This window comes from Pseudoalteromonas sp. A41-2 (assembly GCF_015767615.1).
GTDB lineage: Bacteria > Pseudomonadota > Gammaproteobacteria > Enterobacterales > Alteromonadaceae > Pseudoalteromonas > Pseudoalteromonas lipolytica.
Genome location: NZ_CP065231.1, coordinates 1,386,411 through 1,413,205 on the forward strand (window position 1 = coordinate 1,386,411; position 26,795 = coordinate 1,413,205).

Genomic DNA, 26,795 nt, shown 5'->3' on the forward strand with positions numbered 1-26,795 from the left:
GACTTTTTGAATTTGAGAGACACTATGAGTTTTGATGGCTTAGGATTATCACAGTCTTTAGTTAATGCAGTTTTAGAAAAAGGCTATGAAACACCTACGCCTATTCAAACACAAGCGATCCCTGCGATTATAGCGGGTAGAGACGTGATGGCCGCGGCGCAAACCGGTACAGGCAAAACAGCAGGTTTTACTTTACCGTTAATCGAGCGTTTAGCCAAAGGCAAAAAGGCAAGTGGAAATCGCGTGCGCGCGCTTGTGCTTGCACCTACACGTGAGCTTGCATTACAAGTGAGCGAAAACGTAGAAGAATATGCTAAGCATTCTAATATTAGTTCGTTTGTGGTGTATGGTGGCGTTAAAATTAACCCGCAAATGATGCGCCTTCGTAAAGGTGTTGATATTTTAGTTGCAACACCGGGACGCTTACTGGATTTACATAATCAGAATGCGCTCCAGTTTGATACCTTAGAAGTGTTAGTGCTTGATGAAGCCGACCGTATGCTTGATATGGGCTTTATTCACGATATTAAACGTATCATTGCGAAGTTACCTACGCAGCGTCAAAATTTGATGTTTTCAGCGACGTTCTCTGATGAAATACGTGCCTTAGCAAAGGGACTTATTAACGACCCAGTCGAGATTTCTGTAGCAGCTAAAAACACCACCGCAAAATCTGTGTCACAATCGGTTTACGCGGTTGATAAGTCAAGAAAAACAGCCCTATTGAGCCATTTGATTCGTACCAACAATTGGCAACAGGTATTAGTTTTTAGCCGTACCAAACACGGTGCTAACCGTTTGGTTAAACAGTTAGAGCGTGATGACATTGTGGGCGCGGCTATTCATGGTAATAAATCGCAAGGTGCGCGTGTTAAAGCGCTTGAAGGTTTTAAAAATGGCGAAGTACGCGTATTAGTTGCCACAGATATCGTAGCCCGAGGGCTTGATATTGTTGAGCTGCCGCACGTTATCAATTACGACTTGCCGAATGTGTACGAAGATTATGTACACCGAATTGGTCGAACTGGTCGTGCAGGTGCTTCTGGGCATGCTATTTCGTTTGTGACAGCCGAGGATGCCATTGATCTATACGGTATTGAACGTTTTATTGGTGAATTGATCCCGCGCGCGACTGAAGCAGGGTTTGAACCAAGCAATCCCGTGCCTGAAAGAGAGCTTGATGCACGCCCAATTAAACCTAAAAAGCCGAAAAAAGCCAAACAGCCGTTTTCTAAGCCGAAGTCGGATAGTAAAAAACCAAATAGCAATGGCAGTGGCATAGGTCCACGCCGTGGTGGTTCGGGAAAAAAATCTAATGCCACTAAAGGAAGTGACGAGCAAACACAAAGCCCATGGGCTAAGCGTCAGTCTGTAGGGGGGAATGCTCAACGCAAACGTCGCCCTAAAAACGGTGGCTCAAATAACAGCTAATTTATCGGTTGATTAATAAAAAGCGCGCCTATTTTGGCGCGTTTTTTTATGGGTCTGCAAAGTCACACTGCTTTGAGGTAATTAACCGCTAAGCCAATGAATAAAGTCATGCTGACACTGAGTAAGGTACCGAGCATAACGTATTCAGTCAGTTTTTTATCTTTACTGGCACTTAAATCACCAAAGCGGAATACGGATTTTGCTGCAAGTAAAAAGCCAACGCCTGCAAATTGGTCCAGTAAGATAAATGTTAGCATTAATACGCGCTCAAGCATGCCAATACTTTGTCCTGCGGCTGGTAAACTGCCAGTGGCGCTAAAGCCAGATGTGATGCGCTCTAACATCATGCGAATAAACACCGCTGTTGGATTTAAAACCAATAAATAGCCACACAGCACCCATAATGTTGCCGGTTGCATCAACCATTCCCAGCTATGTGTAAAAAACTCATCGTTGTCGCTTAACCATATAGCCAGTAATAACAAGATAACTAAATGTGCAAGTTGGTCGACAATAAAAGGAACCACGCCTTTACTTGAGTAAGATTTAGCAAGGTCGATTACATAGTGTGTAACCATAATTACTGCCGTGGCGATAACGACGCTTGAAAGTGCTTGCCAACCATAATTAAACTCCCAAAGTAATAGCACCAAAAATGAGCTAACACCGTGGGTGAGCACGTGTAAGTAAAGTTTGCTGGCACGAAAGTGGCGTGTATTTCTGTCATGCACCCAGCTCATGGGTTGCCAGTAAAAGTCGGCAATTAAATGCGCTAAAACTAAGCTTACGATAAGTAATGAAAAACTCATGTTGTCATTCCTTTGAGTGTGGTTTGGCTGTACTGCATAAAACGTTCAATTAATTGGTAGTGAGCTAAATTTAAAAGTTTTGTGACATTGGCTCGGCTTGTTGCGAGTTCTTTAGCAAGTTCGGCATGATTGTTGTGTTCTGCTGTTAAATAATAAAACAACGCATTTGCTTGTTTTTGACTCATTTTTTCAAGTAATACTTCAATTAGTTCAATATTGAGTAAAAAACCCTCGTCAAGGGGCTGATTGTCGATTTGTAAAGTGAGTCGTTGATGGCCCATATTATCTAACCCCCGCCCAGATAGAGTATAGGCACTGCCTGTGGCTGTTTTTATATCAGCCCGTGGATTATCAACCTTTCCAATGGCCAGGCTTTGTCTGAGCTCATAATTAGCGGCTTTCATTTGCAAATATAAAAGTATCGCCGCACAACATACTGTATCAGGCGTCGCTAGATGCAGTTGCATAGCATCGCCGCGGTAAATGGTATAGTCAGCGTCGAACCGATTAGCAATAAAGCGTAGACTCTGATCAAGCTGATACAGCATCGCGTCGTATTCTTGCTGGGGGATTTTTTGTGATTTAATTAAATCACCACTGATCACCGCTATCATTATGGATTTCCTTTTTAAAGTAACTTAATTCAGTTACATCGCGATAAGTAACCAAATTCGGTTACTTTGTTTTATGTAACCAATTTAGGTTACTCTTTCGTAAATTTCAACCAAGATATGCTACAGTGTGATCAAACCACTAAGAATAGAATCAGTATGCAAGCAGTTGATAAGCCAAAAGTCGGCATTTTTGTTGATGTGCAGAATATTTATTATACCTGCAGAGAGAGCTATAAAAAGAATTTTGATTACAATGCCTTCTGGGCGAAAATGAGCGAACGGTATCAGATTGATTGCGCGATTGCGTATGCAATTTATCGCGGTGATGAGAAACAGTCTCAGTTTCAAAATATTCTTCGTGCGATTGGCTTTGAGGTAAAACTTAAACCTTTTATTCAACGCCGCGATGGGAGCGCAAAAGGGGATTGGGATGTTGGTATCACCATTGATATGCTTGAGCATGCAAAACAACTCGATAAAATGATTTTGCTCTCCGGCGATGGTGACTTTGCCTTATTGCTTGGCCACCTAGCACACAACTACCACATTCCTTGCGATGTGTATGGCGCTGAATACCTTACTGCCGATGTGCTTAAACACGCTGCTGCTGAGTTTCATTGTATTGATGATTCTTTGTTGCTCGGTAAGTGAAGAAAAATTATTCCATAATAAATAAAATATTTAAATAAAGTATTATTTCAGCTAAGCTAACATGAGTTACACTGATTACAAATAAAGGAAACGTGGTTTGTCAAAACCAGATTTATGCCAAAAAAGGTGTGAATGAAAGCGTTATCAGCCATCCTTGGTGGAGAATTAAAATTTCTTACCTTTAAATAAAGCTATTTAATTCAGTGGATTATGAATAAATATGAAACTAATGCTAATTTTTATAAAAAATATAATGACAACGCTGTCATTTGTTGTGTAACATTAAATCAACATGGGTCGAGATGATTTCGCATTCAGATAAGAAAAAAAGTGCGATTGAGACAAAAACTAAACGAAGGTTAGGGGTCGTTAAATGATGGCGAAGAGTGTGAGTGAGGACCAGTTGTTTATTGGTATTGATGGTGGCGGAACGAAATGTCGAGCAACTATCTACTCTGTTAAACAGGGTGTATTAGGAACCGGCCTGGGTGGTCCAGCGAATCCATTACATGGTTTGGAACGCACACTTGAATCAATCATGGTTTCCACACAGCTAGCGCTTCGAGACGCGGGATTACCCCTTGAAACGGTTCATCAACTTTATGCTGGCTTAGGATTAGCGGGTGTAAATCTTCCGAGCCTTTACGATAAAATTATGGAATGGGATCATCCATTCAAACAAATGTTCTTAACGACCGACTTACACACCGCGTGTATAGGGGCACATGAGGGCAGTGATGGCGCTGTTATTATCACAGGCACTGGCTCATGTGGTTTTTCATGCGTAAATGGTCGCACAACTAACTTTGGTGGCCACGGTTTTGCGTTAGGTGACAAAGGAAGTGGCGCATGGATGGGCTTAGAAGCAATTAAAGCATCATTACTTAATTTAGATGGCTTAGGGCCTTCAACGAGCTTAACGAGAGTGATTACTGAACATTTTTCTGCTGAAAATGCGATGGGTATTGTTGAGCAAATGTCGGGACAGCCTTCAAGTAGTTATGCAAAACTAGCGCGCTATGTGTTTGACGCTGCTAATAATGGCGATGCGGTTGCCACTGCTATCGTTCAAGATGGTGCTGATTATGTGAGTAAATTAGCGCACCGTTTACTTGAAAATAAGCCTCCTCGATTATCGATGATTGGTGGCCTAGCAGAGCCCCTTAATAAATGGCTTGATACCGAGATAGCAAAACGCGTAGAAGCGCCTATTCAGCCACCAGAAATGGGCGCTGTGTATTTCGCACAACAATCAGTGCTCGAACAAAATCAAGAGGTTGCTCTGTAATGGCTACTTATCATGCTACGTCATTGTTTACCGGTGACGAGTTTTTAGAAAATGTTTTTTTTAGTGTTGCAAATGGGGTGATGACATTTGTTGATGCTGTTGATAATGCGATTGAATTAGATGGCTTAGTCGCTCCGGGTTTCATTGATGTACAAGTGAATGGAGGAGGCGGTGCCTTCTTTAATGCTGAGCAAACAACAGAATGCTTAGACCGAATAGCGAAAGCACATGGTCAATTTGGCACTACGGCACTGATGCCCACCTTGATCACCGATAAAGTCGAAGTAATGGCGATGGCGGCTGATGCAACAGCCAAAGCACTTGCTGAGGGGGTACCTGGGGTACTAGGAATACACTTTGAAGGCCCACATTTATCATTCCCTAAAAAAGGCACGCACAGTGAGCAATTCATTCGACCAATAACAGAACAAGAATTTGCGATTTATGCACGTCAAGACTTGGGTATAAAAATGGTGACCTTGGCACCTGAAAGTGTCAGTACCAACGACATTGCTCGTTTAATCGAGTGTGGTGTAAAAGTATCTATTGGTCACACGAATGCTGATTTTGCGACAACGAATGCAGCACTTGCAGCGGGAGCCGATGGGTTTACACACTTATTTAATGCTATGTCAGCGTTCACTTCTCGAGAGCCTGGTGTTGTTGGTGCCGCGCTTTGGGATGATAACAGCTGGTGCGGATTGATTGTTGATGGTCACCATGTACACCCATCATCAGCCAAGTTGGCAATTCGTACTAAGCAACGTGGGAAAATCATGTTAGTCACAGACGCGATGCCACCTGTGGGTACAAATGATATGGAATTTGATTTTTTTGATGGTCGAAAAGTAATTCGAACAGGTGATCGTTTAAATTCAACGACGGGCGAGTTGGCGGGCAGTGTATTAGACATGGCAAGCGCGGTGCGAAACACCGTGAATACATTAGATGTTAGTTTAGCGGAAACATTACGCATGGCGTCACTGTATCCTGCACAGTACCTCGGTTTAAAGAAAAAAGGCCGCTTACTAGAAGGCTATGATGCCGATTTTGTCGTACTTGATGAGCATCAATGTGTGACAGCTACTTTTATTGCTGGTAAAGCGCTGTAATTAACTTCCCTGGTAAAAACCCCCGCCGTTGTATCGCGGGGCTTTTTGTATTCGAGGTAATAACATGACAACAACACACCCTACAAAAAAACGTTTAGCCTCATTAGATGCGCTTCGTGGCATGGACATGTTTTGGATATTAGGTGGTCAGTCGATATTCGCAGCGCTATTTGTGTTAACAGGCTGGACTGGCTGGAAAGTATTTGAAGCACATACTGTGCACAGTGCCTGGCATGGCTTTACTTTTTATGACTTAATTTTCCCGTTATTTATTTTCTTATCAGGCGTTGCTATGGGGCTTGCACCGAAGCGCATTGACCACTTAAGTTGGGATGAGCGTAAAGTGTATTACCGTAAGGCAGCTAAGCGTTTGTTATTATTGTGCCTATTAGGGATTTTGTATAATCATGGTTGGGGCACAGGCATGCCTGTGGCGCTTGATGAAATCCGTTATGCCAGTGTACTTGGTCGCATTGCGATCGCGTGGTTTTTTTGTGCCATGCTAGTGTGGCACACGAGTCTGCGTACTCAAGTTATCACGGCATTGTCTATTTTAGTCGGTTATTGGGTCCTTTTGTGCTTTGTGCCAGTACCCGGTGGCAGTGCAGGGGACTTATCTGCAGCGGGGAGTTGGAATGCATGGTTTGATGCACATTTATTACCAGGCATTAGCTATCAAAACCGTGTCGTTGACCCAGAAGGCGTGCTGTCGAATGTTCCAGCGATTGTTAATGCTTTAATCGGTGTGTTTGCAGGCCAACTTATTGCCCGAGCTCAGCAAATGGGTGAATGGAAAATGTCGGTGATACTGTTTGCCTCAGGGGTTATCTGTGTGTGTTTAGGCTGGTTATGGGACTTACATTTTCCGGTAAATAAAGAATTATGGACGAGTTCGTTTGTATTGGTCACTGTTGGCTGGAGTGCGATGTTACTTGCTGTGTTTTACGCGCTGGTGGATATTCTGCCAGGCCAGCGAGCAGCGTATCCATTTGTGATCATTGGTGCTAATTCAATTATTATTTATTTGGCATCAAGTTTGGTGAATTGGGGCTATGTAAGCCAAAGTGTGTTTGGTGGAGTGATCCGCTCAACACCAGAAATATGGCAGCCTTTAATGAGTGTTATTGCATTACTGGCCGTTCAAATGCTGGTGTTACATTGGATGTACCGCCGCAAAATTTTCGTGAGTGTATGACAAAATAGCCCCATATTTTTGTCGAAAACAGTTATTTTTTATTCACTTTTACTTTACAAACTTAAATCTAAAAGTGATAATGACAGCGTTGTCATAATGGTTGTAGTCACTGTACCGTATCCTGGCAGTGGCTTGATCTAAAACCCAATTAGATTGCACGTGTGGTTGGGTTTTAGATCCCATTTTTTTCCAACTTAAAATTAGAGCTAATCGATATGCAAATAGTGATTCTTGATGATGCCGCACAAGTCGCAGCCTATGGTGCTGACATCTTTGCAAAACAATTATTAAAAAAGCCAGCGTCAGTACTTGGTCTCGCAACAGGTTCAACACCTGTTGCGCTATATCAAGAACTCATTACTAAAAATAAAGCGGGTGATATTTCCTTTAGCCAAGCGACAACATTTAATTTAGATGAATACTTAGGTTTAACAGGTGAGCATCCACAAAGTTACCGATACTTTATGAATGAGCAGCTGTTTAATCATATTGATATCGATAAAGCCAATACGCATGTGCCGCCAGGGGATGCAGAGAATCCTTTGGTTGCGTGTAAAGACTACGAGCAAAAAATTGTCGATGCGGGCGGCATTGATGTGCAATTACTGGGCATTGGTCGTAATGGTCACATTGGCTTTAATGAGCCGTCGTCAGGGCTTGCATCACGCACACGTGTTAAAACACTGACTAAAGCAACGATAGATGATAATGCGCGTTTTTTTGCTGAGGGCGAATACCAGCCTCATTTATCAATTACGATGGGGATTGGCACCATTCTCGACGCTAAAAAAGTGGTGCTGCTAGCAACAGGTGAAAGTAAAGCCGATGCTGTACATGCGATGGTTGAAGGCCCATTAATGGCGAAATGCCCAGCATCAGCATTGCAGCTACACAAAGATGCAGTGATTATTATCGATAAAGCTGCCGCAAGTAAATTAGAAGATTTAGCGTTTTATCAGCACATAGAGGCTGAAAACCAAAAATTACAGGCACACCTAGCGAGCTTGTAAAATTGTGAGAGAGCATAAAAAAGCCCATTTGGGCTTTTTTTATGCCCGTTATAAATTGGGTTTATCATCAGCTTATGGTAATTTCGTAGACGAACCTTTTTAGGATACTAAAACGTAGTTTCTTTAAATGGTTAGAGTAGAAGATGTAAATTATTTCAAAGGAACGTCATGCTGAATTACTCTCAAATGCCATTGGACCGTGCATCAAATCGTCGCAAAGATCCTAAGTGGCTAAAGGCACAAATAAATTCGCAAAGCCGCTGGTTATTGGTTAATAAAAATCAAAGTTTATTCGTAAAAGATACGCCGCAAGTATGTTATTTACGGTTATCGCAAGTGGATCATTTAGACTTATCAAAAGGCATTTTGCTTGGCCTTGATGAGCAGGACATTGCTCATTTTGCATTGGATGTAAGTGACGTTCCAGAATCGGTAATAGCTCCCGTACTTGATGGTGCTGAATTTGTTGATATTCGCAAGTTAGGCCCTCAAGTTGAACTTAAACAAGGCTCTATTGCAGCCCTTGCCAGAGGTTTATGCTTTTGGCATGCAACGCATCGTTTTTGTGGTCGATGTGGTCATGAAAATAACATGGTTGAAGCGGGTCATTCACGCTTATGTGAAAATCAAACCTGTCAACATCAAACATTCCCGCGCACTGATCCTGCCGTTATTATGATTGTAACAAAAACCTTTGCTGATGGCGTTGAGCGCTGTTTACTAGGTCGCCAAGCCAGTTGGCCCGAAGGGGTTTATTCAACGCTTGCTGGATTTGTTGATCCTGGCGAAACGTTAGAACAAGCCGTTGCACGCGAAGTAATGGAAGAAGCGGGGATTGAGGTGACAGAGATTCAATACATTGCCTCTCAACCGTGGCCATTTCCTTCCTCTATAATGTTTGGTTTTATGGCAACCGCCGTGTCAGAAGATATCTTAGTTGATAAAGACGAATTAGACGATGCGAGATGGTTTAGTCGTGCTGAACTTAATGAATTTGGGCAATGGCATGAACAAGGCAATCACCTTAAGCTAACACGACAAGATTCTATTTCACGATTTTTGGTTGAGCACTGGCGCAACCTGTAAAGCAGATTGGAAAACAAATGAAAAAGATAAATAGAAATACCCAACTCGTCTCTGCAGGGCGTAAGAAAGCCTATACACAAGGCGTTGTTAACCCGGTAGTGCAACGTGCGTCAACGGTGGTATTCGACTCAGTTGCAGAGTTAAAAGAAGCAGCAAAAAAACGGGGTGATAAAACACTGTTTTATGGCAGACGAGGAACAACAACACACTTTGCATTACAAGAAGCCATCGCTGAACTTGAAGGTGGCGAAGGCTGTGCGCTTTATCCATCAGGCGCTGCGGCTATTAGTAACGCTTTATTGTCGTTTGTAAAAACGGGTGATCATATTTTAATGGTCGACACGGCTTATGAGCCGACACGCGACTTTTGCGATAAAATACTGGCGGGCTTGGGCATAGAAACCACTTACTACCCGCCAGGCATTGGCGCGGGCATTAGTGCGCTTATAAAAGACAACACCCGCGTGCTATTTTTAGAATCGCCGGGCTCAATCACCATGGAAATTCAAGATGTGCCAGCGATGGTTGCTAAAGCAAACGAACGTGGTGTGATGACCATGCTCGATAATACGTGGGGGAACGGATTGCATTATCGCCCACTTGAGCACGGTGTTGATATCAGTATTCAAGCTGCAACAAAGTACATTGTTGGTCACTCCGATGTAATGATGGGTGTGGCGGTTTCAAACAAAAAATATTGGCCAACATTAAGAGAAAACTCATATTTATTGGGTCAATGTACCTCAGCAGATGATGCGTATTTAGCATTGCGCGGCCTTCGTACGATGGCTGTGAGATTAAAACAACATGAGCAAGCTGCAATTGACGTTGCAACATGGCTTGAAACCCACCCATTGGTTGATCATGTACGCCATCCTGCATTCGAAACATGCCCAGGGCATGAATTCTTTAAGCGTGACTTTGATGGCAGTAATGGCTTGTTTTCATTTGTAATGAAAGCAGGTAATCAGCAAGCCATTGATGCATTTCTAGATAGCTTACAGCATTTTAAAATGGGCTTTTCATGGGGAGGATATGAAAGCCTCGTCACGGCAAACTTAACCATGAAAGGACTGCGTTCTGAAACAGGTTGGACGCAAGGCCCTGTGATACGTTTACATATAGGCCTAGAAGATGTGGCTGATTTGCTAGCCGATTTAGATCAAGCACTCGCCATTTATGAGCAGCACCTCTAACTTAAAAATATACTTTGTTACATAAGAGCCGTTTATCGGCTCTTTTTTTCTGGTAATTCAAGCTGTTTCACCTTAGTGTAAATTAAATATTAAAATTCATTAAGGATTATGAGTGACGCAGTTACATCCTAAACGCCTTGCGCAAATTGCACAATTTGAGCTTGTAAGACTCTTTTTAACTAAAAGAGGGTTACTAGCCGTTGCCGCATTTGCCATTTGTTGGTTATTAATTTTACGCTACCCCATAGCGCAATCTGTTAGCTTAATAAGTTCGCCAGATTTTGCCGATTTTGCGAGGCAAATGTTTGGTGCTATCGGAATTAGTAAACTTCTCGATTGGCCAGAATCAGAGCTTGCGGTGTATTGGCTTATTGCTTTGTTTAGTTTTCCTGGTTTTTGTTTATTTTTATGCAGTGACCAAACCGTGGGAGATAAACAACGCGGCACACTGCGCTTTTTATCCTTGAGAGCGACGCGTAGCGAAATAATTATAGGTCGCTTTTTAGGGCAGTTATTAATACTCACCGTACTTTTATTTGTGACCTTAATGGCCACTGTTTCGATGTTAGCGTACCGAGAGCCGAGCTTATTTGTATCTGGGCTTAGCCGCAGTGTTGTTTTATTACTGCATTTAGTGATCACCGTTATGCCATTTATCGCGTTAATGAGTTTTTTAAATACGTTTGCACGTTCTGCGCGATTATCCTTTGTTTTGGCTATTTTATTTTTTGCAGCAGGGAACATTATTATTGGTCTTTTAAGCTGGCAATGGCCTATTTTTGAGGTGTTAAATTATCTGTTTCCAGGTTATCAAATTGACCTTATGGCAGGGCAAAGGGCTGGGCTGATGTTAGGTGTCGGTTTACCTTTGCTGCAGACAGCTGTTTTGTTAGTTGTGGCTGAGCGTATTTTTGCAAGGAGTTCATTATGACCGTATTAATTCGTGGCGAAGGTCTATCGAAAAATTATGGCAGTAAACGTGCGCTCGATAATGTCAGTTTCGAAATTAGTAAAGGGGCACCAGTGGCATTGGTTGGGCCAAATGGAGCCGGTAAAACAACGCTATTTAGTTTGCTCTGTGGTTACATTTTACCTAGCGCAGGAAGTTTATCGGTAATGGGACATAAACCGGGCAGTGCGGCCTTGTTTGGTAAGCTCACTGCATTACCACAAGATGCTCAACTGGACCCGCGCTTTAGCATTGCCCATCAACTTAATTTTTATGGTCAATTACAAGGCTTAAGCAATGCGGTACGCAACAAAGAAACCGCACGCGTACTTGAGCTGGTTGGTTTGGCTGAGGTAGCTAAACATCGCCCTGATGATTTATCGCATGGCATGCGCAAGCGCGTCACAATTGCGCAAGCATTAATAGGCACACCTGAAATCGTGATGCTAGATGAAGCAACCGCTGGCCTTGATCCGATTCATGCGCGTGAAGTGCGCGAGCTTGTCAGTACACTTAGCAATGAAGCGACTTTTATTTTGAGCTCGCATGATTTAACTGAACTCGAGCGTTTATGCTCTCAAGTGCTGCATTTAGACCAAGGTGTGTTAAGCGAGCATCAAGCTCGTTCAACAAGTCAGGACAACAAACATTATATCACTTTGCAACTGAGTCAATTATACGACGGGGTAGAGACCAAACTATCAAGTTTGCCAGAGGTCAACCATGTCTATATGAGTCAATCAAAAGAATATGTTATAGAGTTTGAAAAAGGCGCTGACCCATTTGATATCAATCTTCTTCATTTTTGTTATCAACAAGGTTGGCACTATCGCCAATTGGTTAATGGTCATACACTTGAAAATCAAATATTTAATAAGGAGAGCTAATCATGGGTCTATTAAGTGGGTTAATGGGGAATGCAAGCGAAGTCGATAACAGTGACTTAGAGCATTTAATTGCCAATACATTAATTGAAGGAGAAAGCGTACAAAAAGCCTACAAGGTTGTACGCGATATGTTTATCTTTACCAATAAAAGACTAATCCTTATTGATAAACAAGGTGTTACTGGTTCTAAAATGGAAATTTTGAGTATTGCTTATTCAAAAATCACCAAGTTTAGTAAGGAAAGTGCCGGTCATTTTGATTTAGATGCGGAGTTGAAAATTTGGGTTGGGTCAGATCCAACACCAATCACTAAAGACTTTAAAGCCGGAGATAACATTAATGAAGTTTATAAAATTATAAGCCAATTCTCTATATAAGGTACTGAACTGCTTGTTCTTTTCTAGAAAAAGGGGGCTTTGAACATCCGTTTAAGCCAACTTTTTCTTTACATTTACCGACACTTTATTACAATTAGTATAGTAAAAACAAATGCTTAGTTAAGTTGTTGTTCAGTTTTCTCACGTTAGCATGTGCCCACATTAGCCAACAGGCTAGTTTTTAATAGCAATAAAACAATGTTAATAGGGAAATCTGTTTATGAAAAAGTTAGCAGTTATTATTTCAAGTATGCTTCTGTCAACTGCCGCGACTGCTGCGGATAGTTATCAATCAATTAGCCATTTAGGGTACATGGACACCGATGGCAACGACACTGTGAGTGTTGATTCAACTTACTACTTTGCTCCAAAGACGACATTAGGTCCGTATGATCAATTTGAATACATCAACAAAACAACCAACGTGTATGGTTCGTATGCTGATGATGACTTTGGTGATGTGACGGGTCTTGGCGGTGAGTACTTTGTAAAAGATTTCGTATTTGGTGCGGGCTATAACAATTATGACTATGGTTCGAGCACAGATGTATTTAACGTATCTGCGGGTTATTTCTTTAATCCGAACCTACTGTTAAAAGCGACATTCATCGACGTTGAAGACGGTGAAAATTCGGTGATGTTTGATCTTAAGTACAATCACCAGCTAAACAGCACAGATTACGTGGGCTTCACATTAACAGCGGATGATGACTTTGATTATCGCGCGGTGAATGCGAAGTACTTCATGGACCTTAAACAAGGTAATTACTTAACGGTTGAAGGGACTATCTCTGATACTGATAATGCAGGTAGTTCATGGGAGTTAGGTTCTAACTACTATTTCTCAAAAGCAACATCGGCATTTGTTACATTTAACAAAGAAGATGATTACAGCTTTGGTGCTCAACATTATTTCAACAAAAATGTGGGCTTAAAAGTGGGTTATGCAAACAACTGGGATGACTCAGATTACGATGCATACTTCGCAAACGTTAGCCTGCAGTTCTAATCATTTATTTGATTATATGAAAAAGCCCGCATATGCGGGCTTTTTGCTTTAGGTTGTTTACCAACCGCACTCACGGTCTTTATTTTGTTCATCAAGGTATTTTTGTAATGGTGCAAAGTAATCTAAGATTGCAGTGGCATCCATTTGTTCTTTACCGGTAATGGTTGCAAGTGCTTCTTGCCATGGACGACTCGAGCCCATTTCAAGCATTGCATTTAGTTTCTCACCAGCCTCTTTAGAGTTATACACAGAACAGCGATGAATGGCTTCTTCGTTGCCCGCAATTTTACAAAGGCTTCTGTGGAAATCAAACTGTAAAATATGAGCTAAGAAATAACGTGTATAAGGCACATTACCTGGAACATGGTATTTTGCACCGGGATCAAAGTCTGATTCACTTCGAGCGATTGGCGCTTGCACACCTTGATATTTCTCACGTAACTCCCACCATGCTTTATTATAGTTTTCAGGTGTTACTTCGCCAGAGAATACCTTCCAGCGCCATTGGTCGACAAGCAGGCCGAATGGAATGAAGGCGACTTTCTCAAGAGCCATTTTCATTAATAGCCCAATATCTTTAGACTCATCAGGCACTTCATTTAACAGGCCTATTTCTTTCAAGTAACCCGGCGTTACCGAGAGGGCAATGGTGTCGCCAATTGCTTCATGGAAACCATCGTTCGCACTTTCTTGATAATAAACCGGTTGAGTGTTGTAGGCACGTTGATAAAAGTTATGCCCTAACTCGTGGTGAATAGTTGAGAACTCTTCGCCTGTGCGTTGAATACACATTTTAATTCGTAAATCGTCTTTACTATCGATGTTCCATGCAGAGGCATGACACAACACATCACGATCACGAGGCTTTATAAATAATGAACGTTCATAGAACGTGTCAGGAAGTGGTGCGAATCCCATTGATGTAAAGAATTTTTCTGCACCGCGAACCATTTTTAGTTCATCGTAATCGTGTTCAGCAAGCAATGCTGTCACATCGTAACCAGGATCTGCGTTTTCAGGCGCAACAACATCATAGATATTGCCCCACGTTTGTGCCCACATGTTGCCTAATAGATGTGCTGGGATTGGTTGGTCTTGGGGTACTTTATCTTCACCATATTGTTCACCCAGTTTTGCACGAACGTGACAATGAAGCGATTCGTAAAGTGGTTTAACTTGACCCCAAATACGATCGAGTTCTTTGGCAAAATCATCAGCAGGCATATCGTACTTGCTTCGCCACATTGCACCTGTATCTGCGTAACCTAGCTCTTTAGCGCCTTCATTGGTTAGCACAACCTGTTGTTCATACAACGGGCGCATAGGTTTTGATACTTGTCGCCAACCTTGCCATAAATCGAGTAGTTCGTTGTAGTCTCGGCTGGTGGCCATTTTAGCGGTCATTTCACCTAGGCTTAAACAACTTCCCTCTTCTTTACAATATTTCCCTTTACCATAAATACCGCCGAGTTCAGCCACAAGCTGTGATAACTTAGCAGTTTTTGCTGCATCTTGAGGTGCAGGCAATGTGAGAGCTAGCTTTAGTTTATCGAGTTTTCGGCGCGCATCGTAATCAAGCTCTATACTGTCAAACTTGGCTGCTTCGTTAGCGAGTCGCACAACCGATTCAGTCATTTTTCGATTAACTTCTGCTGATAACTCAGCACTGTCATGAGTAATGAAGTTTGCGTAAATCCATTCAGCACGGCTCGATTCTAAAAACAGTGCACTTAATTCTTTTTCTGTTTCTGCGATAAATTTATCTGCATCTTGTGCTGTTGCTTGGGGTGGTGTTTGCGTGGTCGTTGTTTTCGCAGTAGGCGCTTCGTCGTTACAGCCAGAAAGTGCCAACGCACTTGCGACCATTACAGCACTCACACTGAGCTTAAATGGAGTCTTCATAGTTTTTCCCTAAAGAATGTTATTGTTATCGAACTACTGGCTGAGCTCTGATGTGTCAGTAGTTTTAGTATGGTAGTGGCATAATAGCAGTGTCGAAAAAAAGAACAAGCGAAGAGCCGAATTGAGTCACCGTTACGATTTGACACGTTGTATTTATGGTACGATCAGTCATACTTGAGGCAGTTGATTAAAATAAAAGGATTGCACAATGACTACTGTAATTATTCTGTTACTGGTTGCTGTGATTGTGATTTTTGCTGTGAAAGATATTCGCATAAACCTGATCACGCGACCTACATTTAGTATGTTTAAAAGGGTATTACCGCCTTTATCTCAAACAGAACGCGAAGCAATGGAAGCGGGTGATGTTTGGTGGGATGGTGAGTTATTTAGTGGTAACCCTGATTGGCAAAAGCTACATCGCTTTCCTAAGCCTGAGTTGAGCGAAAAAGAACGTACATTTTTAGCTGAGCAAGTAGAAACCTTGCTGGCAATGCTCGACGATTATCAAATTGTTCAAAAAGATAAAGACCTGCCTAAAGAAGTATGGGATTACCTGAAAAAAGAAGGTTTCTTTGCACTGATCATTCCAGAGAAGTTTGGTGGTCGTGAATTTTCGGCAATTGCTAACTCGACCATTGTGTCTAAAATTGCCACTAAGAGTCTAACAGCCGCTGTGACGGTTATGGTTCCTAATAGCTTAGGACCGGGAGAATTACTGCTTCATTACGGTACAAAAGAGCAGCAAGAGCGTTGGCTACCAAGCCTTGCAAAAGGTGATGATGTGCCATGCTTTGCATTAACAGGACCTGAGGCCGGCTCAGATGCAGGGAGTATTCCTGATACGGGTGTCGTGTGTAAAGGTGAGTTTAATGGCGAAGAAGTCATTGGTTTAAAACTTAACTGGTCGAAACGATACATTACGCTTGCACCGATTGCGACCGTGTTGGGGCTCGCGTTTAAAATGTATGACCCCGATGGTTTACTAGGTGATAAAAAAGAGCTGGGCATTACGTGTGCGTTAATTCCAACCGACCACGAAGGCGTGCAAACAGGTGAGCGCCACTATCCATTGAATATGGCGTTTATGAATGGCACCACGTACGGTAAAGATGTATTTATTCCGCTTGATTGGATTATTGGTGGAAAGCAGGGTGCAGGACGAGGTTGGCGTATGTTGGTTGAATGCTTAAGCGCAGGCCGCGGTATTTCGTTACCCGCCTTAAGCACAGCAACCGGGCATTTAGCTTCACGGATGACATCTGCCTATGCCACTGTTCGTCAACAGTTTGGTGTCTCTATTGGTCAATTTGAAGGAGTGCAAGAGGCTTTGGCACGCATCGGCGGGTTAACTTACACGCTTGAGTCTGCAAGGTTAATGACCGCAGGAGCCATTGATTTAAAATTGAGCCCTTCGGTAGTCACTGCGATTGCCAAATACCATATGACAGAAATGGGTCGTACAGTAATGAACGACGCAATGGATATTCATTCAGGCAAGGGAATTCAAGTCGGGCCTAATAACTATCTAGCTCATGGTTATATGGGGATCCCAGTGTCTATTACGGTAGAAGGCGCGAATATTCTTACCCGTAATTTAATGATTTTTGGTCAGGGCGCAACCCGCTGCCATCCATTTGTACTTAAAGAAATGGAAGCTGCTGCAATGGAAGATCACGACTTAGCGTTAAAAGAGTTCGACGCGCTACTACTACAGCATATTTTGTTTGCTGGGAGTAATGCGGGGATGGCTTTTGTACACGGTTTAACGCGTAGTTATTTTGCCAAAGCGCCTGTGAGTGGTGCCACTTCTGTGTATTATAAGCAATTAGGGCGCATGAGCCGAGGCTTAGCGTTTTGCACCGATGTAGCGATGTTAGTTTTAGGCGGCGAGTTAAAGCGCAAAGAAATGATTTCAGCACGCTTAGGCGATGTTCTCAGCCACCTGTATTTAGCTTCTTGTGTACTTAAACGTTACGAAGATGAAGGGCGTCAACAGGCCGATTTACCGTTTGTTCAATACGCAGTAGAACATTCACTGTTTAGTATTGGCCAAGCATTTGATGGCTTTTTCAAAAACTTCTCAAACCCTGTAGTGAACTTTTTACTTAAACGTATTGTGTTTCCATTAGGCAACCATTATCACCGCCCAAGTGATGAGCTGGCGCAAACTATGTGTGAGCACATGAGTAAGCCTGGTGTGTTCAGAGATAGGTTAACACACTTGTGCTATGTAGATGAGAATGCGGGGACGGGTGTGATGGAAAATGCCTTTATGGCGATGATTGATACTCATGAAGACTTCAAGCAGCTGCGCAAGTGGCAAAAAGAGGGCACCATTGGCCGTAATTTAGAGCTTGAAGATGCGATAGCGGCAGCGGCAGAGAAAAACTTGATTAACGACACGGTTGTTGAGCGAATGAATGAAGCAAATGCGCTGCGAAAACGAGCCATTGCTGTTGATAACTTTGCCCCCGGTGAGCTGTAGCTCATAGTATAAAAAAGCCTTGCAAGAGCAAGGCTTTTTTAAACGTTATTTATCGTGCAAATGGGTCTGGATTAATTTTTTCGATATACCAATTGCTCTTTTTACGTATCATTTGAACACTGCGCATATCATCTATTTTCTTACCATTAAAGTAGCCGGTAAATATTAGGTTTATATTCGCTTTATCACCGTACTGTTCGCGTAGACTCATATTTGTCATATCGACTTCAATCACGACTTCATCGTATTGCATATTAATAAGGTTACGCGCAAATTGGCTTGCTGTGCCGTAAGATTTCATAATGCGCGCCATTTTAGGGGTGGCATATTGCATTGCAAGATCGAAATCTTTTTGATTATAAAGGGCATCGAAATATAAGGTTGCTGTGTTTCCTGGTGTGTTCTTTTCACCTTTTGGAGAATCTTCAGAGCCGCAACCGAACAGCAGCACGCCACTTAATAGAGCACAAATAAAGAGTATTTTTTTCATTGTTATTGTTTGGCAGTTCAAGATAACTTTAAGTGTGTGACGAAATGGCAGTGATGTAAAGTTAACTCAGTAACTTTATTGGATAATATTGAATTTTATGTAATAAAAAAGGATGCACATGCATCCTTTTTTTTGATTTTGAGTGTGTAATTACTGTACTAACTCTTTGTCGCTAAACTCTTCTGCAAACAATGGGCTAGATAAGTAACGCTCTGTTGCACTTGGTAAAATAACGACAACATTTTTGCCTGCATTTTCTGGTTTTTCAGCTAAACGTTTAGCTGCAACAACCGCTGCACCAGAAGAAATCCCGACTAAAATCCCTTCGTTTTTCATCAATTCATGTGCCATTGCAATCGCATCTTCATTTGATACTTGCTCCGCTGAATCGACAACTTCTAAATCTAAGTTGCCCGGGATGAAGCCGGCTCCGATACCTTGAATTTTATGAGGGCCTGGTTTGATTTCTTCACCAGCAAGCGTTTGGCTGATAACAGGTGAATTTGTTGGCTCAACAGCAACAGATTGCACATTTAGGCCTTTTTCAAGCTTAAGGTAACGACTCACGCCAGTGATTGTACCGCCCGTGCCTACACCAGCTACGAAGATATCGATTTTTCCATCCATTGCATCATAGATCTCAGGGCCCGTGGTTTCAAAGTGGATTTTAGGGTTGGCTGGATTTTCGAATTGTTGTAAAAGAATGTACTTTTCAGGCTCGCTCGCTTGAATTTCTTTCGCTTTTTCAATTGCGCCATTCATCCCCTTAGCACCATCGGTTAACACAAGGTTTGCACCCAATGCTTTTAATAGCTTACGACGTTCTAAGCTCATTGTATTTGGCATAGTCAGAGTTAATTTGTAACCACGAGAAGCGGCTACGAATGCTAATGCAATACCCGTATTACCAGATGTAGGTTCAATTAACTCTTTGTCTTTTGTTAAAACGCCAGACTTTTCAGCTTCCCAGATCATTGAAGCGCCGATACGGCATTTAACACTGAAGCTCGGGTTACGTGATTCTACTTTAGCAAACACATTACCTGTGGTAACGCGGTTAAGCTTTACAATTGGTGTGTTACCAATCGTTAATGAATTATCTTCAAAAATGTTAGACATAATGTTCCCTTGGAAGCAATTTATTCAATCGGGATCAAATAGCTTAGGCTATCGATCTGTAATAGTCACACTTTACTTCGCCTAATAAAAAACGAAAGTAAAGTTTGGCTATAACATATAGCGAATAGGCTTATAGCATTTAGGAATAAGCTTTAAAACTAAAGGAAAAAAAGGGCACTTCGTTTGAGTGCCCTCAATGAGTCTACAATAACCAAGCGTAGCTGAACTTAGCAAATAAGGTTCGTTGTTCTTGGGTGATTGATGACAGTTCATCATCTTGGTAGCCATTATCAGAATAGCCAGCAAAAAAGACTGTTTGTGGGTTCAATTTGTATGAATACAGTAATTGTGTGGCGAGCTTTTTGTATTGGCTGTCTACGTCGTCTTGATAGTTAGCTTGATTGCGCTCTAGGTCTGTGTAAATAACAGCGAGACGTAAAAAGCTATTGACGTTAAATTGGTAAGTCAAACGTACATCGCTTAAATTAGCAGTGAAAACATCGCTACCATCAGCTTCTAGTTGTTCGTATGTATGACGTAATCGTACTTCAAAGTGCTTACCTAAGTTCATATTTAGAACAGGGCGAATATGCAGCTTTTCACCAACACGGTTATTCGCTAAATCGACTGCATTTCCGGTATACATATATAGAGAGGCAAACAAACCTGCCTGTGGCTTAAAGTCACTGTAAAAGCCAATGCCGTTTTCGCTAAATAGATCCGTGTTGTCATCTATGTCTAGTCGTGACTTGTCATGACGAAGCCCTCTGCGGTTTCGATGTTCAACTGATAACTCAAAGAAGCTTTGTAATGGGCCACTGACTGAAAAACTTGACTGCGCTTCCTTCTCAAGTAGTTCGTTATTCTCGTTATGTGTAATATCCCAATCGGCATAAAGGTTAGCTCGATTCCACCAATTACCTTTATCGCCATACCAGCGGTATTCACCACCGGTGGTAAATTTTTTAAAATCAACTTGTGAAATAAAACCTAAATCAGCGCGTAAGTCGGCATCGCGGTAATTATAGTCTGCAAACGCACGCCAATATTTTTCGTCGTGTTGGTATTTTACAAAGTAACCGTTCCCTGATTGCTCCTGTTGGTTGAGTACCCGTAAAACTCCTTCGTTATAATCACAGTCGCGATTGATTTCACATGTCACTTGTTCTGGCTGTGTGCAGTTATTGCCATCGCAAAGCTCATCGATAAATGTTTGACTGTACTGAGTTTCCGACTTCAGGACTTGTACGAGAAACGTGTCGTTCACCGTTGGTTTATATTTGCTGTCGATGCTGTACACCGTGTTTTTGTAGTCATCACTCTGACGGTGTGTGGCTGTTGAGCCTAATGACAAACCTGATTCAAAATCGTATCGATAGCGCAAAGCACCGTTCTCACTTTTACTATCTAGAGAGACAAGCGACGAGCCCAAGTTGCCAGGGATCAGCACATTGGTTTGATTGTCGTTGGCTATAAAGCCTGCGAAAGTATGACCATTTTTGCTACCCGTTATTTTTGTGCCGTAATCAGGTTGAGCAATATTACGGGTGTGGATTAAATTGAGTGTTGAAGCAAAGTAGTCTGCATTATCAAGAAAAAATGCCCGCTTTTCAGGAAAGAACAAGCTAAAGTTGTTGTTAACACTTAACTGCGCTACATCGGCCTCAACTTGTGAAAAGTCAGGATTAATAGTGGCATTTAATGTGATATCGGGTGTTATACCCCATTTCAAATCTAAGCTTGCTTCGGTGGTGTTTTCACTTTCCCATTCATCAATATGAGCATTCTCTATCTCTCGGGTTTCATTTTTGCCTAATACAATAGAGGGGATCACGGCCACGTTATTCCCTTGTTTGGCTTCTTCAAAACCTTGATAGCTTGGCATTTGGCAAATCCAGCAGTTATTGCCGTGGTCAATTTTCATATTAGAAATACGCAAACGTTCGCTGCGTGGTAAGAATCTGACAAACTCCATAGCCATGGTTTTGGTTTTAATGCTGTCATCGAAGTTAAGTACGCGAAGTGGAATAGCCACTTCAACGGTATAACCACGGTCATGAATAACGCCTTCGCTATCCCAAATACCATCCCATGAAGAGCTTTCATGTTTTGTAAGCTCGTTTTCAATGGAGTCTTGTTGCACACCTAATGGATTAATAAAAAATTGATAAGCAAGCTGCGAATTATTATATGAATCTATTTTTAGGCCGACTAGGTCATCATTCCATGCAGCATCACGGTCACGGTAAAAAGCGCGAATAAGTTCAGGGTTCGGATCGTTTGCTTCAAAACCTATGTATAAGGTTTCGCCATCTTCATAGACATAGGCAAAGGTAGTAACTGGGCTCTTAGCATTCTCGTAAGGCCAAGTGACATTATCGATTACTATTTTTCTGGCTTGCTGCCAACTAGGTTCATCCAGTTGACCATCAACTGTTGCAGATTCAGCAATAAATGGAAGTTGAATGGGTAGGCTAGTCGCCAAGCTTGTAAAAGGCGTACACAAAAGGGCCACACTTAAAATTGATTTATACATAAGTACTATTTTTGGTATTCAAAACTGCGCGCATGTTATTAATTTACGAGTTTGTTAACAAATGCAACGCGATAGGGTGCATATATTTACGTTCAAATTAGATTCAGGATAATCGTGGTGGTAAATTAGGCAATCAAACACAAATTTGGCTGTTTTATAACAAAAGTAAATCAAAACGTGGTAAAAGGTTACCACCAAAAAAAAGAAGTGATCGTTATGAAGTTAATTCTTAAATTAATTGCCGGTATTGTTGCCGGTATTTTAGTGGGCTTGTATGTGCCACTAACGGGTGTTGAACTCCTTTATACAGCAAAAGAAATTATTGGTCAGTTGATCACCTTTACGATTCCGCTGATTATTTTATTTTTTATTGCATCAGGTATTGCTGGTTTGCCAAAAGGCTCGGGCCACTTACTTGGCAAAACAGTTGGCTTTGCCTATGGCTCTACCATCATTGCTGGCACATTGGCATTTTTACTCGTGAGTGCCATGATCCCATTATTTGATGGTGGCTTAACATTTGAAGCTGAAGTTGCCACAGAAGTGGGTAGCTTTATTGATCTAGAAATTCCGCCGTTAATGGGTGTGATGACCGCGCTTGCAACCGCATTTGTGTTTGGTATTGGTATGAGCCAGTTGCAGCTGGATACTTTAAAGAAAGTGTCAGATCAAGGTCGCGATGTTATTGATGGCTTGTTGGCGAAAGTAATTATTCCAGCATTACCATTTTATATTGCTGGTGTGTTTGCTGAAATGACAGTGGCTGGTACCGTTGTTGATACCCTTCAAACCTTCGGTATTGTGTTACTTGCCGCACTTATAATGCATTGGTTATGGCTAACCGTTTTATATGTAACAACTGGTTTATTATTAAAGCGTAACCCATTAGAGCTTGTAAAAAATATGCTGCCAGCTTATTTTACTGCTTTAGGTACAATGTCGAGCGCGGCGACGATTCCAGTTTCGTTACGCTCTAGTAAAGCCAACAATGTAAAAGAAGATGTTGCAAACTTTACTGTGCCTCTATGTGCAACCATTCATTTATCAGGTTCGACGATTACAATCGTTACCTGTGCGATGGCTGTCATGTTTTTATCACCTAATATGGATGTGCCGTCATTGTTTGGTATGTTGCCATTTATTATGATGTTAGGCGTTGTAATGATTGCAGCACCGGGTGCACCAGGTGGTGCAGTGATGTCTGCGTTAGGCTTGTTAACAAGTATGCTTGGTTTTAATGAAGGTGCAGTGGCATTAATGATTGCCCTTTATTTAGCGCAAGACAGTTTTGGTACTGCCTGTAATGTAACAGGCGATGGTATCATTGCGTTGTGGGTTGATCGCTTTAGCGAGAAAGCCGCAGCGTAAAATTAACGAGTGAAACGATATTTTGATTTATCGTTTCACTTCTTCTGTGCTAATGTGGCACATTAAATAGTGCAAAAGCATATATTTGGGTTATTTGAGGGTGTTCCATTGATTAATGTACTTTTAGTTGATGACCATGAGCTTGTACGGACAGGGATCAGACGTATACTTGATGATGTTCGTGGTTTTAAAGTGGTGGGTGAAGCTAAAACAGGTGAAGAAGCGGTGCAATTTTGCCGTCAAAACTCACCTGATATCGTGTTAATGGACATGAATATGCCAGGTATTGGCGGCTTAGAAGCGACGAAGAAAATTTGTCGTTACTGCCCTGATGTGAAAATTATTGTGCTTACTGTACATTGTGAAGATCCATTCCCAAGTAAAGTAATGCAAATTGGTGCCCATGGTTATCTAACCAAAGGGGCTGGGTCTGATGAAATGGTTAATGCCATTCGTGCTGTTAATGCGGGTCAGCGTTATATTGCGCCTGAAATTGCCCAGCAGATTGCTCTTGCGCAAGTTAGCGGTCGTACTGATGAAAACCCTTTCCAAAGTTTATCTGAGCGTGAACTGCAAATTATGCTTATGATCACCAAAGGTGAAAAAGCACAAGATATCGCAGAGCGTTTAAACCTCAGCTCTAAAACAGTCAATAGCTATCGCTATCGTATGTTTGAAAAGCTAAATGTGGGTGGCGATGTTGAGTTAACCCATTTGGCGATACGTCATAAAATGATCGACATTGATAGCTCGCATTAATTTGCTCAATGTCTGATTTCGATTCCGCCCGTTTTCTTAAAACACTATCAAGCGAACCCGGTGTATACCGAATGCTTGATAGTGAAGGGCAAGTTATTTATGTCGGTAAGGCAAAGAACCTCAAAAAGCGTGTTACAAGTTATTTTCGCAGCAATGTAACAGACAGTAAAACGCGTGTATTAGTTAGCAATATCTGTGGCATTGAAGTTACCCTGACGAATACAGAAACTGAGGCTCTTCTTCTCGAAAACAACCTTATAAAAAAATATCAGCCTCGCTATAATATTTTACTGCGAGATGACAAATCGTATCCGTATATTTTACTGACAAATCATAAACATCCCCGTTTGGCGTTTCATCGTGGTAGTCGCAAAATTAAAGGTGAGTACTTCGGTCCTTTTCCAAGTGCGGGTGCGGTATCAGAAAGCTTACGGCTAATGCAAAAAATCTTTCCTGTTCGTCAATGTGAAGATGCCTATTATCGTGCACGAAGTCGCCCATGCCTTCAGTATCAGTTAAAACGCTGTTCTGCACCTTGTGTCAACAAAGTATCTGATGAAGAGTACAGTCAAGAAGTCGACTTTGTTCGTAAGTTTCTACTTGGCAAGTCACATGAAGTTATTGCCGATTTAATTACAAAAATGGAACAGGCCAGTAAAGCACTAAAGTTTGAACTGGCTGCTAAAGTACGTGACCAAATTTTGTTGCTTAGAAAAATGCAAGAGCAACAATCTATTTCAGGTAATCATGCTGAAATGGATGTGGTGGGCTTTGCACATTTAAACGGTTTAAATGCCGTACATTTATTAATGATCCGCGATCATAAAGTATTAGGCAGTAAGACTTATTTTCCTAAAGTCCCTAAGGATTCAGGGCAAGAAGAAATTCTCACCTCCTTCTTAGGGCAATACTATTTAGCACCGGGTGCAACAGGGCGAATTGCAAAAGAAATCATTTTGCCGTTTGCTATTGAAGAAAGTGAGCCATTGAGTAATGCGCTTACCACAATTTCAGAGCGTAAAGTCACCTTGAAAGTAGCGAATCGAGGTGAGAGAGCGCAATACTTAAAGCTTGCAAATAAGAATGCGCTTAACAGCATAAGTGTAAAACAAAGCACGCAAGACTCAATTAACAAGCGTTATGCGCAATTAAAAGAAACACTTCGGCTTGACGACATTAATCGCATGGAGTGTTTTGATATCAGCCATACAATGGGTGAAAACACAGTAGCAAGTTGTGTCGTGTTTGACTCACAAGGGCCAAATAATAAAGAGTATCGTCGCTTTAATGTGACGGGTATTACTGGCGGTGATGACTATGCCGCCATGGAGTTTGCGTTAAACAAGCGTTATAACAAAGTTGTTGATGAAGACAAGATCCCAGATGTTATCTTTATTGATGGTGGTAAGGGGCAATTATCGCGTGCTGAGCAATATTTTGAAAATTGGCCCCATAGCAAAATGCCACTGTTAGTTGGCGTAGCAAAAGGCACGAGCCGTAAGCCCGGTTTAGAAACCTTATTGATTGACGGCGGTAGGAAGACTATTCCGCTTGATTCAGATGCGCCGGCACTTCATTTGATCCAACATATTCGCGATGAATCACACCGTTTCGCAATTGCAGGACATCGTAATAAGCGTCAGAAACAACGGACTCAATCATTACTTGAAGAAATAAATGGTGTGGGGCAAAAGCGCCGACAATCATTATTAAAATATTTAGGGGGCATGCAAGGGGTAAAAGCTGCTAATATAGAACAACTAAAACAAGTTCCTGGGATCAGCCCTGAAATGGCTGAAAAGATATTTAATCATTTGCATGACAAGGCGTAGCCTTCATGCGAATATAGAAAAAAAGACATCTCCAAGTAGTTATGTGGAATATTCCAAACACACTCACAACCTTTAGACTTTTTCTTATCCCCATTTTTTTGGTGATATTTTATTTACCTTATTCATGGGCGTTTTTCGCGGCCGCGTTTGTTTTTTGGCTTGCATCAATTACTGATATTCTTGATGGCTATTTAGCACGCCGTTTAAATCAGTCTACACCTTTTGGTGCATTCTTAGACCCTGTTGCCGATAAAGTAATGGTCTGTGCTGCATTAGTGGCATTATCTAGTCATTATCAGAATTTATATATGACGATTCCCGCACTTGTTATCATTAGCCGTGAAATAGTTATTTCTGCCTTACGCGAATGGATGGCAGAGCAGGGCAAACGAGATAACGTTGCTGTATCTAATATGGGCAAGTTCAAAACAGCTGCACAAATGTTGGCGATAATCGGACTTATTTGGCAGTTTGATACCTGGATGATTTATTTAAGTTATGGACTTTTATATATTGCCACGTTCTTAACATTGAGTTCGATGCTGCAATATTTGTTTGCTGCTTGGTCAGAATTGACCAAAAATTGATCCTAAACGTATAATTACACACCATTTTAGATAAAAAATAAGCAAACAGTTTAAAACTCGCATTTTTTATATTGACGCGTTTAATAATCTCTGTAGAATG

Annotated in this window: 23 protein-coding genes; 17 read left to right on the plus strand and 6 right to left on the minus strand. The window is 41.7% G+C overall.

What is annotated here, in order from left to right; translation table 11 throughout:
- Positions 1-24 precede the first annotated feature (24 nt).
- Positions 25-1,431: a DEAD/DEAH box helicase gene (locus IT970_RS06405; protein ID WP_036969351.1), complete on the plus strand. Its 1,407-nt coding sequence runs from the start codon at positions 25-27 to the stop codon at positions 1,429-1,431.
- Positions 1,432-1,493: 62 nt separating this feature from the next.
- Here the strand turns inward: IT970_RS06405 and IT970_RS06410 are convergent, their stop codons facing one another.
- Together IT970_RS06410 and IT970_RS06415 are read right to left on the minus strand one after the other, a co-directional pair.
- A complete protein-coding gene (locus IT970_RS06410; protein WP_180311495.1) occupies positions 1,494-2,240 on the minus strand; it encodes a DUF3307 domain-containing protein in 747 nt (248 codons plus the stop codon).
- Complete coding sequence (locus IT970_RS06415) at positions 2,237-2,854, minus strand: hypothetical protein (protein WP_065979348.1); 618 nt, start codon at positions 2,852-2,854, stop codon at positions 2,237-2,239. Before IT970_RS06415 ends, IT970_RS06410 begins: the two co-directional genes overlap by 4 nt.
- A 156-nt stretch (positions 2,855-3,010) precedes the next feature.
- Between IT970_RS06415 and IT970_RS06420 the strand changes: the two genes are divergently transcribed.
- The 11 genes from IT970_RS06420 (at position 3,011) to IT970_RS06470 (ending at position 13,614) form a co-directional block, all read left to right on the plus strand.
- A complete protein-coding gene (locus IT970_RS06420; RefSeq protein ID WP_081759726.1) occupies positions 3,011-3,505 on the plus strand; it encodes a LabA-like NYN domain-containing protein in 495 nt (164 codons plus the stop codon).
- Positions 3,506-3,878: 373 nt separating this feature from the next.
- Entirely contained in the window at positions 3,879-4,793 is a 915-nt protein-coding gene (nagK, locus tag IT970_RS06425) for an N-acetylglucosamine kinase (RefSeq protein WP_196857693.1), read from the plus strand.
- Positions 4,793-5,905, plus strand: coding sequence for an N-acetylglucosamine-6-phosphate deacetylase (nagA, locus tag IT970_RS06430; RefSeq protein WP_196857694.1), 1,113 nt, complete (start codon positions 4,793-4,795; stop codon positions 5,903-5,905). Before nagK ends, nagA begins: the two co-directional genes overlap by 1 nt.
- A gap of 64 nt (positions 5,906-5,969) precedes the next feature.
- Positions 5,970-7,100, plus strand: a complete 1,131-nt coding sequence (gene nagX / locus IT970_RS06435; protein ID WP_065979347.1) for a transmembrane glucosamine N-acetyltransferase NagX — start codon at positions 5,970-5,972, stop codon at positions 7,098-7,100.
- A gap of 215 nt (positions 7,101-7,315) precedes the next feature.
- Positions 7,316-8,110: a glucosamine-6-phosphate deaminase gene (gene nagB / locus IT970_RS06440; protein ID WP_180311498.1), complete on the plus strand. Its 795-nt coding sequence runs from the start codon at positions 7,316-7,318 to the stop codon at positions 8,108-8,110.
- 168 nt (positions 8,111-8,278) lie between these two features.
- Positions 8,279-9,196, plus strand: coding sequence for an NAD(+) diphosphatase (gene nudC / locus IT970_RS06445; RefSeq protein WP_036969334.1), 918 nt, complete (start codon positions 8,279-8,281; stop codon positions 9,194-9,196).
- 17 nt (positions 9,197-9,213) lie between these two features.
- Positions 9,214-10,392, plus strand: a complete 1,179-nt coding sequence (locus IT970_RS06450) for a cystathionine beta-lyase (protein WP_036969333.1) — start codon at positions 9,214-9,216, stop codon at positions 10,390-10,392.
- 112 nt (positions 10,393-10,504) lie between these two features.
- A complete protein-coding gene (locus IT970_RS06455; protein WP_036969330.1) occupies positions 10,505-11,323 on the plus strand; it encodes an ABC transporter permease in 819 nt (272 codons plus the stop codon).
- Positions 11,320-12,228, plus strand: coding sequence for an ABC transporter ATP-binding protein (locus IT970_RS06460; RefSeq protein WP_118844194.1), 909 nt, complete (start codon positions 11,320-11,322; stop codon positions 12,226-12,228). The genes IT970_RS06455 and IT970_RS06460 overlap by 4 nt, the downstream gene beginning before the upstream one ends.
- A 2-nt stretch (positions 12,229-12,230) precedes the next feature.
- Positions 12,231-12,605 (plus strand): PH domain-containing protein, encoded by a 375-nt coding sequence (locus tag IT970_RS06465; RefSeq protein WP_036969326.1) that lies wholly within the window; start codon positions 12,231-12,233, stop codon positions 12,603-12,605.
- A gap of 220 nt (positions 12,606-12,825) precedes the next feature.
- The gene (locus tag IT970_RS06470; protein ID WP_036969325.1) at positions 12,826-13,614 is read left to right on the plus strand and encodes a putative porin; all 789 of its coding nucleotides are present in this window, start codon (positions 12,826-12,828) and stop codon (positions 13,612-13,614) included.
- A gap of 57 nt (positions 13,615-13,671) precedes the next feature.
- Here IT970_RS06470 and IT970_RS06475 read toward each other — a convergent pair whose 3' ends face one another.
- Positions 13,672-15,516, minus strand: coding sequence for a M2 family metallopeptidase (locus IT970_RS06475; RefSeq protein WP_118844195.1), 1,845 nt, complete (start codon positions 15,514-15,516; stop codon positions 13,672-13,674).
- A 208-nt stretch (positions 15,517-15,724) separates the two neighbouring features.
- Between IT970_RS06475 and IT970_RS06480 the strand changes: the two genes are divergently transcribed.
- Complete coding sequence (locus IT970_RS06480) at positions 15,725-18,004, plus strand: acyl-CoA dehydrogenase (protein ID WP_036969322.1); 2,280 nt, start codon at positions 15,725-15,727, stop codon at positions 18,002-18,004.
- Between the two features lie 49 nt (positions 18,005-18,053).
- Here IT970_RS06480 and IT970_RS06485 read toward each other — a convergent pair whose 3' ends face one another.
- The 3 genes from IT970_RS06485 to IT970_RS06495 all read right to left on the minus strand — a co-directional run bounded on the left by IT970_RS06485 (position 18,054) and on the right by IT970_RS06495 (position 22,149).
- Positions 18,054-18,494: a hypothetical protein gene (locus IT970_RS06485; protein ID WP_036969320.1), complete on the minus strand. Its 441-nt coding sequence runs from the start codon at positions 18,492-18,494 to the stop codon at positions 18,054-18,056.
- 150 nt (positions 18,495-18,644) lie between these two features.
- A complete protein-coding gene (gene cysK, locus IT970_RS06490; RefSeq protein ID WP_036969317.1) occupies positions 18,645-19,613 on the minus strand; it encodes a cysteine synthase A in 969 nt (322 codons plus the stop codon).
- A 202-nt stretch (positions 19,614-19,815) separates the two neighbouring features.
- Complete coding sequence (locus tag IT970_RS06495) at positions 19,816-22,149, minus strand: carbohydrate binding family 9 domain-containing protein (RefSeq protein ID WP_180311502.1); 2,334 nt, start codon at positions 22,147-22,149, stop codon at positions 19,816-19,818.
- Positions 22,150-22,365: 216 nt separating this feature from the next.
- Between IT970_RS06495 and IT970_RS06500 the strand changes: the two genes are divergently transcribed.
- The 4 genes from IT970_RS06500 (at position 22,366) to pgsA (ending at position 26,695) form a co-directional block, all read left to right on the plus strand.
- On the plus strand, positions 22,366-23,517 hold the full coding sequence (locus IT970_RS06500; protein ID WP_036971603.1) for a dicarboxylate/amino acid:cation symporter: 1,152 nt from the start codon (positions 22,366-22,368) through the stop codon (positions 23,515-23,517).
- A 108-nt stretch (positions 23,518-23,625) separates the two neighbouring features.
- Positions 23,626-24,276, plus strand: coding sequence for a UvrY/SirA/GacA family response regulator transcription factor (gene uvrY / locus IT970_RS06505; RefSeq protein WP_036971600.1), 651 nt, complete (start codon positions 23,626-23,628; stop codon positions 24,274-24,276).
- An 8-nt stretch (positions 24,277-24,284) separates the two neighbouring features.
- Positions 24,285-26,108 carry an excinuclease ABC subunit UvrC gene (gene uvrC / locus IT970_RS06510; RefSeq protein ID WP_074989866.1) on the plus strand — a complete coding sequence of 608 codons (1,824 nt, stop codon included), beginning with the start codon at positions 24,285-24,287 and terminating at the stop codon, positions 26,106-26,108.
- Between the two features lie 41 nt (positions 26,109-26,149).
- Positions 26,150-26,695 (plus strand): CDP-diacylglycerol--glycerol-3-phosphate 3-phosphatidyltransferase, encoded by a 546-nt coding sequence (gene pgsA / locus IT970_RS06515; protein WP_036969313.1) that lies wholly within the window; start codon positions 26,150-26,152, stop codon positions 26,693-26,695.
- Positions 26,696-26,795 lie beyond the last annotated feature (100 nt).

Bases quoted from the DNA above. Each gene is read 5' to 3' on its own strand.
- IT970_RS06405 (WP_036969351.1), top strand. From the start codon at position 25: ATGAGTTTTGATGGCTTAGGATTATCACAGTCTTTAGTTAATGCAGTT.
- IT970_RS06410 (WP_180311495.1), bottom strand. From the start codon at position 2,240: ATGAGTTTTTCATTACTTATCGTAAGCTTAGTTTTAGCGCATTTAATT.
- IT970_RS06415 (WP_065979348.1), bottom strand. From the start codon at position 2,854: ATGATAGCGGTGATCAGTGGTGATTTAATTAAATCACAAAAAATCCCC.
- IT970_RS06420 (WP_081759726.1), top strand. From the start codon at position 3,011: ATGCAAGCAGTTGATAAGCCAAAAGTCGGCATTTTTGTTGATGTGCAG.
- nagK (WP_196857693.1), top strand. From the start codon at position 3,879: ATGATGGCGAAGAGTGTGAGTGAGGACCAGTTGTTTATTGGTATTGAT.
- nagA (WP_196857694.1), top strand. From the start codon at position 4,793: ATGGCTACTTATCATGCTACGTCATTGTTTACCGGTGACGAGTTTTTA.
- nagX (WP_065979347.1), top strand. From the start codon at position 5,970: ATGACAACAACACACCCTACAAAAAAACGTTTAGCCTCATTAGATGCG.
- nagB (WP_180311498.1), top strand. From the start codon at position 7,316: ATGCAAATAGTGATTCTTGATGATGCCGCACAAGTCGCAGCCTATGGT.
- nudC (WP_036969334.1), top strand. From the start codon at position 8,279: ATGCTGAATTACTCTCAAATGCCATTGGACCGTGCATCAAATCGTCGC.
- IT970_RS06450 (WP_036969333.1), top strand. From the start codon at position 9,214: ATGAAAAAGATAAATAGAAATACCCAACTCGTCTCTGCAGGGCGTAAG.
- IT970_RS06460 (WP_118844194.1), top strand. From the start codon at position 11,320: ATGACCGTATTAATTCGTGGCGAAGGTCTATCGAAAAATTATGGCAGT.
- IT970_RS06465 (WP_036969326.1), top strand. From the start codon at position 12,231: ATGGGTCTATTAAGTGGGTTAATGGGGAATGCAAGCGAAGTCGATAAC.
- IT970_RS06470 (WP_036969325.1), top strand. From the start codon at position 12,826: ATGAAAAAGTTAGCAGTTATTATTTCAAGTATGCTTCTGTCAACTGCC.
- IT970_RS06475 (WP_118844195.1), bottom strand. From the start codon at position 15,516: ATGAAGACTCCATTTAAGCTCAGTGTGAGTGCTGTAATGGTCGCAAGT.
- IT970_RS06480 (WP_036969322.1), top strand. From the start codon at position 15,725: ATGACTACTGTAATTATTCTGTTACTGGTTGCTGTGATTGTGATTTTT.
- IT970_RS06485 (WP_036969320.1), bottom strand. From the start codon at position 18,494: ATGAAAAAAATACTCTTTATTTGTGCTCTATTAAGTGGCGTGCTGCTG.
- cysK (WP_036969317.1), bottom strand. From the start codon at position 19,613: ATGTCTAACATTTTTGAAGATAATTCATTAACGATTGGTAACACACCA.
- IT970_RS06495 (WP_180311502.1), bottom strand. From the start codon at position 22,149: ATGTATAAATCAATTTTAAGTGTGGCCCTTTTGTGTACGCCTTTTACA.
- IT970_RS06500 (WP_036971603.1), top strand. From the start codon at position 22,366: ATGAAGTTAATTCTTAAATTAATTGCCGGTATTGTTGCCGGTATTTTA.
- uvrC (WP_074989866.1), top strand. From the start codon at position 24,285: ATGTCTGATTTCGATTCCGCCCGTTTTCTTAAAACACTATCAAGCGAA.
- pgsA (WP_036969313.1), top strand. From the start codon at position 26,150: ATGTGGAATATTCCAAACACACTCACAACCTTTAGACTTTTTCTTATC.